Source organism: Bacillus sp. F9_6S_D1_P_5 (genome assembly GCF_054823925.1).
Genome location: NZ_JBTREW010000010.1, coordinates 165,651 through 178,802 on the forward strand (window position 1 = coordinate 165,651; position 13,152 = coordinate 178,802).

Consider the following 13,152-nt stretch of genomic DNA (forward strand, 5'->3'; position numbering starts at 1 on the left):
GGAACATTTTTACTATAAGAATTACTTTTTAAAAAAAATGGCGCAACGTTACAATTTACCATTGTAACGTTGCGCCATTTATTCTTTTTATCCCTCTTATAGAGGATAATTCATGTATGAGTTGCTGCATTGCTAAATCTTTCTGTTTACTTTCAATCATAATATCGAAATCATGATTGATTTTTTTTGCAATGTGTAAGAAAGGTTTAATAAACTCTAAATTAATATATTCAGCGTGAGCCCTAAACTCTTTTTCTGATTTAGGGGAGGAAATGTGAACTTTAGGAAGGATATTTGTATGTGACCAAGTTTCAAAAATTGCAGGAAGTAAATCTTCTAGCGGTTCCTCGCAAAGGTTAGCCATGTGATGATGATAATCAAATACGAAAGGTATCTTTTCTTTTTGGCAAATAGATAAAGTTTCAGCAGTTGTATATGTTTTATCGTCGTTTTCAAGCGTCATTTGCTTTTTTATATGTGCAGGAAGCTTTTTTATGTTTTCATGAAAACGTCCAACCGCTTTTTCTTTATTTCCATAGGCACCACCTACATGGATGTTAATATAAGAAGAATCTGCAATTCCTATTGCATCTAATACTTTATAATGATAGATCATATCTGTAATCGCATTCGTTGTAATATGTGGCTTATCGCTTGTAAATAGCGTAAATTGATTTGGATGAAAACTTACTCGCAAATTGTGTTCTTTAATTAATGCCCCAATTTTACGCCAAAGCGGTGTGAACAACCCGATGTAATCAAACTCGACTTCGGGATGTGTTGCAAGTGGGACGATGGAAGAAGATAAGCGATATAATGGAATTTCATGCGCTATATTGTAATGAAGAATACGTATTGTATGCTCAAGATTCTGCCGCGTAACATCGTATAATTTATCTTCTCGTTCTTGTTTACTAAGCTTTTGAAAGCTTGTAAATGTCATCGTTTTAGCCGGAGAACAGTCCCAGAGTGCCATTGCATGTGAGACATATCCGAAACGCATAATCATAATGAATACATCTCCTTTACTTATTATCCTTCCTATAGAAAGAAAGCAAGTATCGTTCCTACCCATTCTTTTCCTCTATCAATAAGAGAATGCGGGCTAACATCTTTAAAGGAAAGTAATGACGCATTTTCTAGATCTTCATGGAATTTGTTTTTTACTGTTTGTATAAAATGTTCATCATATAAAAGACAGTTGATTTCATGGTTAATATATAAACTTCTCATATCAAAGTTTGCAGTTCCGATATCACAAATATAATCATCAGCTATAATAACTTTAGCGTGAAAAAAACCTTGTTGAAACGCATAAATATTACACCCGGCTTGTATTAACTTTCGGCAATATGGGAATTTCGCTTCGCGCACAAGGGCGTGATCCGCTTTTTCCGGAACGAGAATCGTGATTTGAACCCCACGTTTTCGTGCTTTTAATAATGCGTTCATAATTTTTTTCCCAGGAATGAAATATGGTGTACCGATAAAGAGTTCTTTTTTCGCGCTTTCGATTAAATATAAAAATGTATTTTGCAAATAGGCACCATCAGTAGGGATAAAACGGTGTAGAATGATTCCTGGTTGTTGCTTAGGAAAATAAAGAGATGAATCTAATAAATTTTGGTCCGTATCGTCGAGCCAATCATGTAAAAATTGCTTTTGTAAATCTTGTATTCCTTCCCCTGTAAGGCGTAAATGATAATCGCGCCATAATCCTAATTTTTGATTATGCCCTAAATACTCTTCTCCGATATTAAATCCACCAATATAACCAATTTTCCCGTCAATAACTGTAATTTTTCTATGGTTTCTTTGATTTGCAGAAAAGAAAAGAAAAGGAAACTTGACCTTGTGACAAAATGAAAAAGAGACACCATGTTTTTGCAAGGAATGAATTGCCTCGTTTGATAGATGATGGCTTCCTAATCGATCGAGTAAAAGTCTTACTTCAATTCCTTCCTTTGCCTTATCGATAAGTAACTTTAAAAATTCACGACTGATTTTATCGTTTTTTACAATGAAGAACAAAACGTGCACATGGTGTTTCGCCTGTTTTATATCAGTAAATAGGGCATCATACAAATCTTTTCCATATGTATAAAGGTGAAAATTACTTTGACGTAAAGGGAAAGAACGAGAACGTACACGCTTTAAATGAACAATTCTCCCATAAGAGAGATCGATTACAATCCAGAGGGCGCTGCCTATTAATAAGAGAGATAAGAAGAACATGAATAAATTCCCTCCTTCACGGTCTTTTCACCATCAGTTTTTTTATCAATCAAACTTTCACCTTATCCCGTTATTTGCGGGCTAATAATGAGTAGGGAATAAATCGTTCTCTACTCATTAAAGTTTCACTTTATAGTTTCACCGAAATAAACAGCTTTATTAAAAAATATAGTGTCGTATAACAAAAAACTGTTGACTGAATGCTCACTCATTATATAATGAAGATAGGGGAAAAATTCAGAAAATTATATGTTTTTGAAGATTCTAAAAAAGAAAGAGGGCTTACAAAGAGAGGGGTAGCATAAAAATGAATAGCTTACTGATCATGAATTGGCTGGCTGCCATTGCTGTTATTGCTTATGCGGGATATTTGTTTGTGTATCTTATACGAACGAGGATGGCCTACATACAGTTAGGAAAAAAGATTGAATTTGACCGTCGTTTTAAAGAGCGTTGGGATCTCCTTAAGGTCAATGTTTTCGGTCAGAAAAAGCTGCTGAAAGATAAAAAGAGCGGCATTATTCACGTTATGTTCTTTTACGGATTTATTCTTGTCCAATTTGGAGCAATTGACTTCGTTTGGAAAGGACTCGCACCAGGATCACATCTTCCACTTGGACCACTATACCCTGCATTTACATTCTTCCAGGAAATTGTCACACTTGTTATTTTAATTGCAGTCTTTTGGGCTTTTCATAGACGCTATGTTGAAAAGCTAGTTCGTTTAAAACGTAATTTCAAATCAGGTCTTGTTCTTATCTTTATTGGTGGCTTAATGATTTCTGTGCTACTCGGTAATGGAATGGGAATTATATGGCATGGCGAGGAGCTTTCATGGAGTGAGCCAATCGCTTCTGCAATCGCTTACGTTTTCTCAGGGATAAATGAAACCGCAGCCATTTCGGTGTTCTATTTCTCTTGGTGGGTGCATTTACTAATTTTGTTAACATTTTTAGTATATGTTCCACAATCAAAACACGCGCATTTAATTGCAGGACCAGCCAACGTATTCTTTGGCCGTCTTTCAAATCCAGGGAAACTTGAAAAGATTGACTTTGAAGATGAAACACAAGAAACATTTGGCGTTGGTAAAATCGAAGACTTTAGACAAAATCAGCTTATCGATTTATACGCTTGCGTAGAGTGTGGTCGTTGTACAAATATGTGTCCCGCAACAGGAACAGGGAAAATGTTATCGCCGATGGATTTAATTTTAAAACTTCGCGATCATTTAACTGATAAAGGAGCAGCAGTAACATCAAAAGCGCCTTGGGTTCCAGTAGTTGCTTTTAATAATACACAAGGAAATCAGTTAGCGATGATGGCATCTGGGAAAGGGCAACAGGAATCAGCAGCTACAGCACTCGCTTACGATCCGAGTTTAATTGGAGATGTCATTACAGAAGAAGAGATTTGGGCTTGTACAACGTGTCGTAACTGTGAAGATCAGTGTCCGGTTATGAATGAGCATGTTGACAAAATTATTGATTTACGCCGCTATCTCGTTTTAACAGAAGGAAAGATGGACGCGGAAGCGCAGCGTGCGATGACAAACATCGAGCGTCAAGGGAATCCGTGGGGTCTGAACCGTAAAGAGCGTGAAACATGGCGCCAAGGTGATGATGAAGTAACAGTTCCAACTGTGAAAGAAAAATCGAAAGCTGGCGAGGAGTTCGAATATTTATTCTGGGTCGGTTCAATGGGATCATATGATAATCGTAGTCAGAAGATTGCGATCTCGTTTGCGAAGTTGATGAATGAAGCAGGCATTTCATTTGCGATACTTGGTAATAAAGAGAAGAACTCTGGAGATACACCGCGCCGACTTGGAAATGAGTTTGTGTTCCAAGAGATGGCGACAAAGAATATCGAAGAATTTGAAAAAGCAGGAGTGAAGAAAATCGTTACGATTGACCCTCATGCTTATAACACATTTAAAAATGAGTATCCAGACTTTGGCTTGCAAGCAGAAGTCTATCATCATACAGAATTGTTAGCTCAATGGGTGAAAGAAGGACGCTTAAAACCTGTTCACGCTATTGAGGAAACAGTTACGTACCATGATTCCTGTTATTTAGGAAGATACAACGAAGTATACGAAGCGCCACGCGACATTTTGAAAGCGATTCCTGGTGTGAACCTTGTAGAAATGGCACGTAATCGCGAAACGGGAATGTGCTGTGGCGCAGGTGGTGGCTTAATGTGGATGGAAGAGACAGCAGGTTCGCGTATTAACGTTGCACGTACAGAACAAGCACTAGCTGTGCAACCATCCATTATCGGTACAGGTTGTCCATATTGCTTAACGATGATTAGCGATGGGACGAAAGCGAAAGAAGTAGAAGAGAACGTTCAAACGCTTGATGTAACAGAGATTTTAGAACGCTCTGTTATCGGACAGAAGAACGAAGCGATGTAATCTGCAAGCATGAATACAATTTTAGAGAGAGGTGCAATCATTGCACCTCTTCTCAACGTAACAATGCCGAGCGAGCGCTCGGTGCACAAAAAAGAAATGGGGGAAAGAAAAATGAATAAAACAGTTATTTTAAGTGCTGCAAGAACACCGGTTGGGAAATTTGGAGGATCTTTAAAAGACGTAAAAGCAACAGAACTTGGAGGAATTGCAATTAAAGCGGCTCTTGAAAGAGCAAATGTTTCTGCTAGTGATGTCGAGGAAGTTATATTTGGAACGGTTATTCAAGGTGGACAGGGACAAATTCCATCGCGCCAAGCTGCGAGAGCTGCTGGAATCCCTTGGGAAGTGCAGACGGAAACAGTGAATAAAGTTTGTGCATCAGGCCTTCGTGCGGTTACGTTAGCGGATCAAATTATTCGTACTGGCGATCAATCATTGATTGTAGCTGGCGGTATGGAGTCGATGAGTAACAGTCCTTACATTTTACGCGGAGCAAGATGGGGATACAGAATGGGCAACAACGAAGTTATTGATTTAAATGTTGCTGACGGTTTAACATGCGCATTTTCAGGCATACACATGGGTGTTTATGGCGGAGAAGTTGCGAAGGAAGACGGAATCTCTCGTGAAGCGCAAGATGAATGGGCATATCGTAGTCATCAACGTGCAGTTTCAGCACATAAAGAAGGACGTTTTGAAGAGGAAATCGTGCCAGTAACGATTCCGCAAAGAAAAGGTGATCCGATTGTCGTTGCAAAAGATGAGGCGCCACGCGCGGATACAACGGTTGAAAAGTTAGCAAAATTAAAACCTGTATTTGATAAAACAGCGGCAGTGACAGCTGGTAATGCGCCAGGCCTAAACGACGGTGGTGCTGCACTTGTATTAATGAGCGAAGACAGAGCGAAGCAAGAAGGAAGAAAGCCATTAGCGACAATTTTGGCGCATACAGCAATTGCAGTGGAATCTAAAGACTTCCCGAGAACGCCAGGTTATGCAATTAATGCATTGTTAGAAAAAACAGGAAAGACAATTGAAGACATTGATTTATTTGAGATTAATGAAGCATTTGCAGCGGTAGCAATTGCAAGTACAGAGATTGCGGGAATTGACCCAGAAAAATTGAATGTAAATGGTGGAGCAGTAGCGATGGGACACCCGATTGGAGCAAGTGGAGCGCGCATTATCGTTACATTAATCCATGCGCTTAAGCAACGCGGCGGCGGAATTGGAATTGCTTCGATTTGTAGCGGTGGTGGTCAAGGCGATGCAGTGATGATTGAGGTTCATTAATTTACGGCGAGAAAATGATTTATTACAGACTTATATTAAGGGGGAAGAAGAAATGAGTGTACAAAAAATTGTTGTAATTGGTGCGGGACAAATGGGTTCAGGAATTGCACAAGTATGTGCAATGGCAGGATATGATGTGAAGGTACAAGATTTAAAACAAGAGCAATTAGATAGAGGGTTGGCTATCATTACGAAAAACTTAGCACGCCAAGTAGAAAAAGGACGCATGAAGGAAGAAGAGAAGGAAGCTACGCTAAATCGTCTTACAGTAACGCTTGATTTAGAGTGTGTGAAGGAAGCGGACCTTATTATTGAAGCAGCTGTTGAGAAAATGGATATTAAAAAGAAAATCTTTGCGAATCTAGATGAAATCGCTCCAGAACACGCAATTTTAGCGACGAATACGTCATCGCTACCAATTACAGAAATTGCAGCGGTAACGAAACGTCCGGAGAAAGTAATTGGTATGCACTTTATGAATCCAGTTCCGGTTATGAAGCTTGTTGAAATTATTCGTGGATTGGCTACAGATGATGCGGTCTATGAAACGATTGAAGATATTACGAAGAAAATTGGGAAAGTACCAGTTGAAGTAAATGATTTCCCAGGGTTTGTATCGAACCGTATTTTATTACCGATGATTAACGAAGCAATCTATACGTTATATGAAGGTGTAGCGACGAAAGAAGCGATTGATGAAGTAATGAAACTTGGGATGAATCATCCGATGGGCCCTTTAACGCTCGCTGATTTTATCGGTTTAGATACATGTTTATACATTATGGAAGTGTTACATGAAGGTTTAGGTGATAGTAAATATCGCCCATGTCCATTACTACGTAAGTATGTAAATGCAGGATGGTTAGGACGTAAAACAGGTCGTGGTTTCTACGTTTACGAATAAATCCCTCTTTGTTACAAAATAGTGGTCTTACCAAATTGTTAAAAGGATATATAGCAAATGGAGGCGGAGTATATGAACTTTCGTTTTAATGAAGAGCAGCAAATGATGAGGAAAATGGTTCGAGATTTTGCGCAGAAGGAAATAGCACCCTTTGTTCCGAGTATGGAACAAGGGGTGTTCCCAAAAGAGATTTTGCAGAAGATGGGTGAACTTGGATTAATGGGAATTCCAGCGCCTGCAACATACGGCGGTGCAGAAATGGATTTTATTTCTTACATTTTAGCGATTGAAGAAATTTCAAAGGTAAGCGCGACAGTTGGTGTAATTTTAGCTGTACATACGTCAGTTGGGATGAACCCAATTTTATATTTCGGAACAGAAGAACAGAAAGAGAAATATGTTTCTAAACTTGCGACTGGTGAATATTTAGGAGCATTTGCATTAACAGAACCAAATGCAGGATCAGATGCAGGGAGTTTGAAATCAAGAGCTGTAAAGAAAGGCGATCACTACATTATTAATGGATCGAAAGTATTTATTACAAATGGTGGTGAAGCAAATACATACATTGTATTCGCTTCTACAAATCCAGAGGCAGGAAAGAGCGGGATTTCTGCATTTATAGTAGAGAAAGATACACCGGGCTTAATTATCGGCAAAGACGAGCATAAAATGGGGCTTCTCGGTTCTCGTACAGTACAACTTACGTTCGAGGATATGAAAGTGCCAGCTGAGAATTTACTTGGTGAAGAAGGACAAGGATTTAAGGTAGCGATGGCGAATTTAGATGTTGGACGAATTGGAATTGGAGCGCAAGCATTAGGAATTGCAGAAGCGGCGCTTGCATGTGCGATTGATTATGCGAAAGAACGTGAGCAATTCGGAAAGCCAATTGCGGCGCAGCAAGGGATTGGCTTCAAACTTGCAGATATGGCTACTAGTGTAGAAGCGGCGCGATTACTCGTATATAGAGCGGCATCGCTAAGAGCACAAGGATTACCATGCGGTAAAGAAGCATCTATTGCGAAACTATTCGCTTCTAAGACGGCTGTTGAAGTTGCGATTGAAGCGGTGCAAGTATTTGGTGGTTACGGTTATACGAAAGACTATCCAGTAGAAAGATTTTTCCGTGATGCGAAAATCACGCAAATATATGAAGGAACAAGTGAGATACAGAAACTTGTTATTAGCCGAGCTTTATAAAAGCACAAGGGGGAGACGGGCATGCATTTTAAACTATCAGAAGAACATGAAATGATAAGAAAAATGGTTCGAGATTTTGCTAAGAACGAAGTAGCACCGACGGCAGCTGAGCGTGATGAAGAAGAGAGATTTGATCGTGCAATATTTGATCAAATGGCAGAGCTTGGTTTAACTGGCATTCCGTGGCCTGAAGAATACGGTGGAATTGGAAGCGATTACTTAGCTTATGTAATTGCCGTTGAAGAATTATCCCGCGTATGTGCTTCTACAGGTGTAACATTGTCTGCACATACTTCGCTTGCTGGTTGGCCCATTTTTAAATTTGGAACGGAAGAGCAAAAACAAACGTTTTTACGACCGATGGCAGAAGGGAAGAAAATTGGCGCGTATGGCTTAACGGAGCCGGGATCTGGATCGGATGCTGGTGGAATGAAGACGATTGCTAAAAGAGATGGAGACCATTATGTATTAAATGGATCAAAAATCTTTATCACTAATGGCGGTATTGCTGATATTTATGTTGTCTTTGCGTTAACTGATCCTGAATCGAAGCAGCGCGGCACGAGCGCATTTATTGTGGAAAGTGATACACCAGGATTTTCAGTTGGGAAGAAGGAAAGTAAGTTAGGGATTCGCTCTTCACCAACAACTGAAATTATGTTCGAAGATTGCCGCATTCCTGTAGAGAATTTACTAGGTGAAGAAGGACAAGGATTTAAGATAGCGATGCAAACATTAGATGGTGGCCGTAACGGTATTGCGGCGCAAGCGGTTGGTATTGCACAAGGGGCTTTAGATGCTTCCGTAGAATATGCGAGAGAGCGTCATCAGTTTGGGAAGCCGATTGCGGCGCAACAAGGAATTGGCTTTAAACTTGCAGATATGGCAACGGATGTGGAGGCGGCGCGTCTTCTGACATACCAAGCGGCTTGGCTTGAATCGGAAGGGCTTCCGTACGGGAAAGAGTCAGCGATGTCAAAAGTATTTGCAGGCGATGCAGCGATGAAGGTGACGACTGAAGCGGTACAAGTATTTGGTGGTTACGGTTATACGAAAGATTATCCAGTAGAGCGTTATATGCGAGATGCAAAGATTACACAGATTTATGAAGGAACACAAGAGATTCAAAGGCTAGTAATTTCTCGTATGTTAACGAAGTAGGATGAAAGGCGTAGGTATTTTCCTACGCTTTTTCCTTCCAAAAAATAAGAGAGAGGTGAAGGGGATGGTTAAACATAATGTACATGCGTCCGTGAAAGATGAAAAATTAGTCGCGTTAAGACGTGAACAAATGATTAAAGGTGCGGTGCAGTTGTTTAAGCAAAAAGGGTTTCCGCGTACAACAACGAGAGAGATTGCAAAGGCAGCTGGATTTAGTATTGGTACGCTTTATGAATACATTCGTACAAAAGATGATGTTTTGTATTTAGTTTGTGATAGTATTTATGAACATGTAAAAGAAAGATTAGAGGAAGTAGTTTGTACAGAAAAAGGGAGTATAGAAAGCTTAAAGATAGCAATAACGAATTACTTTAAAGTGATGGATGAATTACAGGAAGAAGTATTAATAATGTATCAAGAGGTACGTTTTTTACCGAAAGAATCACTCCCGTACGTATTAGAAAAGGAGTTTCAAATGGTAGGAATGTTCGAGAATATTTTAGAACAGTGTACGGAAAATGGAACATTTATATTAAATAAAAAAGAAATACAGCTTCTTGCACATAATATTTTTATACAAGGACAGATGTGGGGATTTAGGCGTTGGGCGCTGCAAAAACTATATACACTCGAAGAATATACAGAAATGCAAATTAGGTATGTGCTGCAAGGGGCCCATATGCTTCCGAAATAAGAGTTGGATAAATTATAATTTTATTGCCATTAAAGTTTCCCGTTTTTTTTGTAGCATATTTGTGCGACTTTTGTTTATAATGAATAGTATGGATTTTTTTAAGCAGACCGTTATATATAAGGTTATATTTGATGAAAGGAAGTGCCGCATAAGTGAATTTTAAGCAATATTCACCAGAAGAGCTAAAAGAATGTTCAATGATTGAAGTTGTACATAGCGTTTTAGGGGATAAAAGACAAGCAACGACATTCAACGAGTTGGTTCAAGAAATCGCTCAAGTGCTGGGACTATCTCAAGAGCAAGTTAATGCGAAACTCGCACAATTTTATACAGACTTAAACATCGATGGACGTTTCATTAATTTAGGAGAAAATCGTTGGGGGCTACGCAGCTGGTACCCATATGAGCAAATTGATGAAGAAATCTTACCTCAGCCAAAACCGAAGAAAAAACGTAAAGTTGAAGAAGACGGTTTTGACGACTACATTGAAGAAGATGAAGACTTCGAAGATGCAGACGTAAATGAAGACGAAGAAGATGTAGAAGATTTGGACAAGGTTCTTGAAGACGAAGACGGAGATGACGATGATCTTGATGATTTAGATGAAGATGAAGACGATGACTTCGCTGAAGAAGAACTTGAGTATGATGAAACTGAAGAAGAAGAGGAAGAACTGTAGTTCTTGACTTTTCATTATCGTCCATGTAGAATCATTTTTGGGCTCTTTAAAAAAGGACGATAATACTTTTAAAGTGTAAATATAAAAGAAAATTGCTCCCTACTTATTACTTTATGTGATGAGGGGAGCAATTTTCTTTTTTGTTTTTTGTTTAGAAAATAAAAAGAGTCTAACAATAAGATGGATACAGTGTTATCTACATACGTTGCGCTTTGCAACGGTGATTATATAACAGCAAAGTAGAAGGGAGCTTTTTCATGACTAAGTATATTTTTGTAACAGGCGGTGTAGTATCGTCTTTAGGAAAAGGTATTACAGCAGCATCTCTTGGAAGACTTTTAAAAAATCGTGGTTTAAACGTAACGATTCAAAAGTTTGATCCATACATTAACGTAGACCCAGGGACTATGAGCCCATACCAACACGGTGAGGTATTCGTAACAGATGATGGTGCAGAAACTGACTTAGACCTTGGTCACTATGAGCGTTTCATTGACATCAACTTAAACAAATACAGCAACGTAACAACAGGTAAAATTTACTCTTCAGTTCTTCAAAAAGAGCGTCGTGGTGAATACCTAGGAGGAACAGTTCAAGTTATTCCTCACATTACTAACGAAATTAAAGAGCGCGTATACCGTTCTGGTCGCGAAACAAACGCGGACGTTGTTATTACAGAAATTGGTGGAACTGTTGGTGACATCGAGTCTCTACCATTCTTAGAAGCAATCCGTCAAATTAAGAGCGACATCGGTCGTGACAATGTAATGTACATTCACTGTACGTTAATCCCGTACTTAAAAGCAGCGGGTGAAATGAAAACAAAACCAACGCAACATAGCGTTAAAGAGCTTCGCAGCTTAGGTATTCAACCAAATATTATCGTTGTTCGTACAGAATTGCCTGTTTCTCAAGATATGAAAGACAAGCTTGCATTATTCTGTGACATCGATACAAAAGCAGTTATCGAAGCGCGCGATGCAGATACTTTATATGCGGTTCCATTATCTCTTCAAGAGCAAAATATGGACCAAATCGTTTGCGATCACTTAAAATTAGACAATCCAGCTGCAGATATGACAGAGTGGACTGCGCTAGTTGAAAAAGTGCGTAACCTTTCTAAGAAAACAAAAATCGCTCTTGTTGGTAAATACGTAGAGCTTCAAGATGCATATATTTCTGTTGTAGAAGCACTTCGTCATGCAGGTTACTCTTTCGACACAGATGTAGAAGTGAAATGGGTAAATGCTGAGCACGTAACACCAGAGAACGTACAAGAATTAGTAGGAGACACAGATGGTATTCTTGTACCAGGTGGCTTCGGCGATCGTGGTGTAGAAGGTAAAATCGTTGCAATTCAATATGCTCGTGAAAACAAAGTTCCATTCCTAGGAATTTGCTTAGGTATGCAACTTGCATCAATCGAATTCGCACGTAACGTATTAGGATTAGAAGGAGCTAACTCTTCTGAAATTAATCCTGACACACCTTATGCAATCATCGACTTATTACCGGAACAAAAAGATGTAGAAGACTTAGGTGGTACACTTCGTCTTGGTCTATACCCATGTAAGCTTGCTGAAGAAACAAATGCATACAATGCTTACAATGAGCCGGTTGTATATGAGCGTCATCGTCATCGTTATGAGTTCAACAATCAATTCCGTCCGGATATGGAAAAAGAAGGATTTGTATTCTCTGGTACAAGCCCAGACGGTCGTCTAGTTGAAATCATTGAATTAAAAGATCATCCTTGGTTCGTGGCAGCACAGTTCCACCCAGAACTAGTTTCTCGTCCAAACCGTCCACAACCATTGTTCCATGACTTCGTAAGAGCTTCTATTACGAATAAAGAGAGCAAGTAATAAAAAAAGCGCCTGAAATAGGGCGCTTTTTTTAATATTCATTTAACATTTCATCGATTGTAAATTTGATCCCGTGATATGCAAATAAAGCTATCATTAAGCTTGGGAATCCATAACGATTACCTTCATCGTCTGGAATAAGACCTTTTAACAGCTTTGTATCAATATGTACATCTGTATATTGTTCTAGTGATTCAGTACCTTCTTGAATAGCGGAGATGCCGACAATAGAGTGTCCAGCTGCTTGCAGTTTTTTTGCTATTGCTACAACTTCTTCATCTGTTGAAAAACGGCTAATAAGAAGTACACGATCTGCAGAAGTTACTTCTACTTCTTTACCATTTTCAAATAATCGTTTTGCTTGCTTCATTGGTTCAGCACCGAATATTGCTTCAGCAACGACGCCCTCCATTTCATTTGTACCATGTAAATAAATGAAACCTTCGCCAATTAATGCTTGAGCAAGTAGGCGGGCGCTATCTTCTATATTCATTTCCTCTTTTTGAGAAACCCTGGAGAAATAACCACTTAATTGAGTTGAAAAAATTTTTAACATAATGTTACTCCCTTCGTACGCGTGTTTACCGGCTTTCATTATAGTTTATTTTTGTAGAAAGGTGAAATCGAAGGGTGGCATAACAAAATAGGAAACGGTAAAATAAGAAAGAATAGGAAGGAATTTGCCAAAGAATAGCGAA

Annotated in this window: 11 protein-coding genes; 8 read left to right on the forward strand and 3 right to left on the reverse strand. The window is 39.0% G+C overall.

What is annotated here, in order from left to right; translation table 11 throughout:
• Positions 1–55: 55 nt before the first annotated feature.
• The gene (gene uvsE, locus ACUXEY_RS14580; protein ID WP_461300978.1) at positions 56–1,009 is read right to left on the reverse strand and encodes a UV DNA damage repair endonuclease UvsE; all 954 of its coding nucleotides are present in this window, start codon (positions 1,007–1,009) and stop codon (positions 56–58) included.
• A 32-nt stretch (positions 1,010–1,041) separates the two neighbouring features.
• Positions 1,042–2,235: a cardiolipin synthase gene (gene cls / locus ACUXEY_RS14585; protein WP_461300979.1), complete on the reverse strand. Its 1,194-nt coding sequence runs from the start codon at positions 2,233–2,235 to the stop codon at positions 1,042–1,044.
• Between the two features lie 307 nt (positions 2,236–2,542).
• On the opposite strand from cls, the gene ACUXEY_RS14590 reads away from it, so the two are divergent.
• From ACUXEY_RS14590 to pyrG, 8 genes are all read left to right on the forward strand, one after another.
• Entirely contained in the window at positions 2,543–4,654 is a 2,112-nt protein-coding gene (locus ACUXEY_RS14590; RefSeq protein ID WP_461300980.1) for a (Fe-S)-binding protein, read from the forward strand.
• 9 nt (positions 4,655–4,663) lie between these two features.
• On the forward strand, positions 4,664–5,947 hold the full coding sequence (locus ACUXEY_RS14595; protein ID WP_461300981.1) for an acetyl-CoA C-acetyltransferase: 1,284 nt from the start codon (positions 4,664–4,666) through the stop codon (positions 5,945–5,947).
• Positions 5,948–5,999: 52 nt separating this feature from the next.
• Positions 6,000–6,851, forward strand: coding sequence for a 3-hydroxybutyryl-CoA dehydrogenase (locus ACUXEY_RS14600; protein WP_461300982.1), 852 nt, complete (start codon positions 6,000–6,002; stop codon positions 6,849–6,851).
• 72 nt (positions 6,852–6,923) lie between these two features.
• Positions 6,924–8,054, forward strand: coding sequence for an acyl-CoA dehydrogenase (locus tag ACUXEY_RS14605; protein WP_461300983.1), 1,131 nt, complete (start codon positions 6,924–6,926; stop codon positions 8,052–8,054).
• Positions 8,055–8,075: 21 nt separating this feature from the next.
• Positions 8,076–9,215, forward strand: a complete 1,140-nt coding sequence (gene acdA / locus ACUXEY_RS14610) for an acyl-CoA dehydrogenase AcdA (protein ID WP_048528032.1) — start codon at positions 8,076–8,078, stop codon at positions 9,213–9,215.
• A 64-nt stretch (positions 9,216–9,279) separates the two neighbouring features.
• Positions 9,280–9,909 carry a TetR/AcrR family transcriptional regulator gene (locus ACUXEY_RS14615; protein ID WP_088231957.1) on the forward strand — a complete coding sequence of 210 codons (630 nt, stop codon included), beginning with the start codon at positions 9,280–9,282 and terminating at the stop codon, positions 9,907–9,909.
• Between the two features lie 152 nt (positions 9,910–10,061).
• Entirely contained in the window at positions 10,062–10,589 is a 528-nt protein-coding gene (gene rpoE, locus ACUXEY_RS14620; RefSeq protein WP_166702825.1) for a DNA-directed RNA polymerase subunit delta, read from the forward strand.
• Between the two features lie 257 nt (positions 10,590–10,846).
• On the forward strand, positions 10,847–12,454 hold the full coding sequence (pyrG, locus tag ACUXEY_RS14625; protein WP_048528034.1) for a CTP synthase: 1,608 nt from the start codon (positions 10,847–10,849) through the stop codon (positions 12,452–12,454).
• 31 nt (positions 12,455–12,485) lie between these two features.
• Here the strand turns inward: pyrG and ACUXEY_RS14630 are convergent, their stop codons facing one another.
• Positions 12,486–13,010, reverse strand: a complete 525-nt coding sequence (locus tag ACUXEY_RS14630; RefSeq protein WP_461300984.1) for a DUF2529 domain-containing protein — start codon at positions 13,008–13,010, stop codon at positions 12,486–12,488.
• Positions 13,011–13,152: the final 142 nt, after the last annotated feature.

Coding starts and splice junctions, on each gene's coding strand:
- uvsE (WP_461300978.1), bottom strand. CDS start 1,009: ATGATTATGCGTTTCGGATATGTCTCACATGCAATGGCACTCTGGGAC.
- cls (WP_461300979.1), bottom strand. CDS start 2,235: ATGTTCTTCTTATCTCTCTTATTAATAGGCAGCGCCCTCTGGATTGTA.
- ACUXEY_RS14590 (WP_461300980.1), top strand. CDS start 2,543: ATGAATAGCTTACTGATCATGAATTGGCTGGCTGCCATTGCTGTTATT.
- ACUXEY_RS14595 (WP_461300981.1), top strand. CDS start 4,664: ATGAATACAATTTTAGAGAGAGGTGCAATCATTGCACCTCTTCTCAAC.
- ACUXEY_RS14600 (WP_461300982.1), top strand. CDS start 6,000: ATGAGTGTACAAAAAATTGTTGTAATTGGTGCGGGACAAATGGGTTCA.
- ACUXEY_RS14605 (WP_461300983.1), top strand. CDS start 6,924: ATGAACTTTCGTTTTAATGAAGAGCAGCAAATGATGAGGAAAATGGTT.
- acdA (WP_048528032.1), top strand. CDS start 8,076: ATGCATTTTAAACTATCAGAAGAACATGAAATGATAAGAAAAATGGTT.
- ACUXEY_RS14615 (WP_088231957.1), top strand. CDS start 9,280: ATGGTTAAACATAATGTACATGCGTCCGTGAAAGATGAAAAATTAGTC.
- pyrG (WP_048528034.1), top strand. CDS start 10,847: ATGACTAAGTATATTTTTGTAACAGGCGGTGTAGTATCGTCTTTAGGA.
- ACUXEY_RS14630 (WP_461300984.1), bottom strand. CDS start 13,010: ATGTTAAAAATTTTTTCAACTCAATTAAGTGGTTATTTCTCCAGGGTT.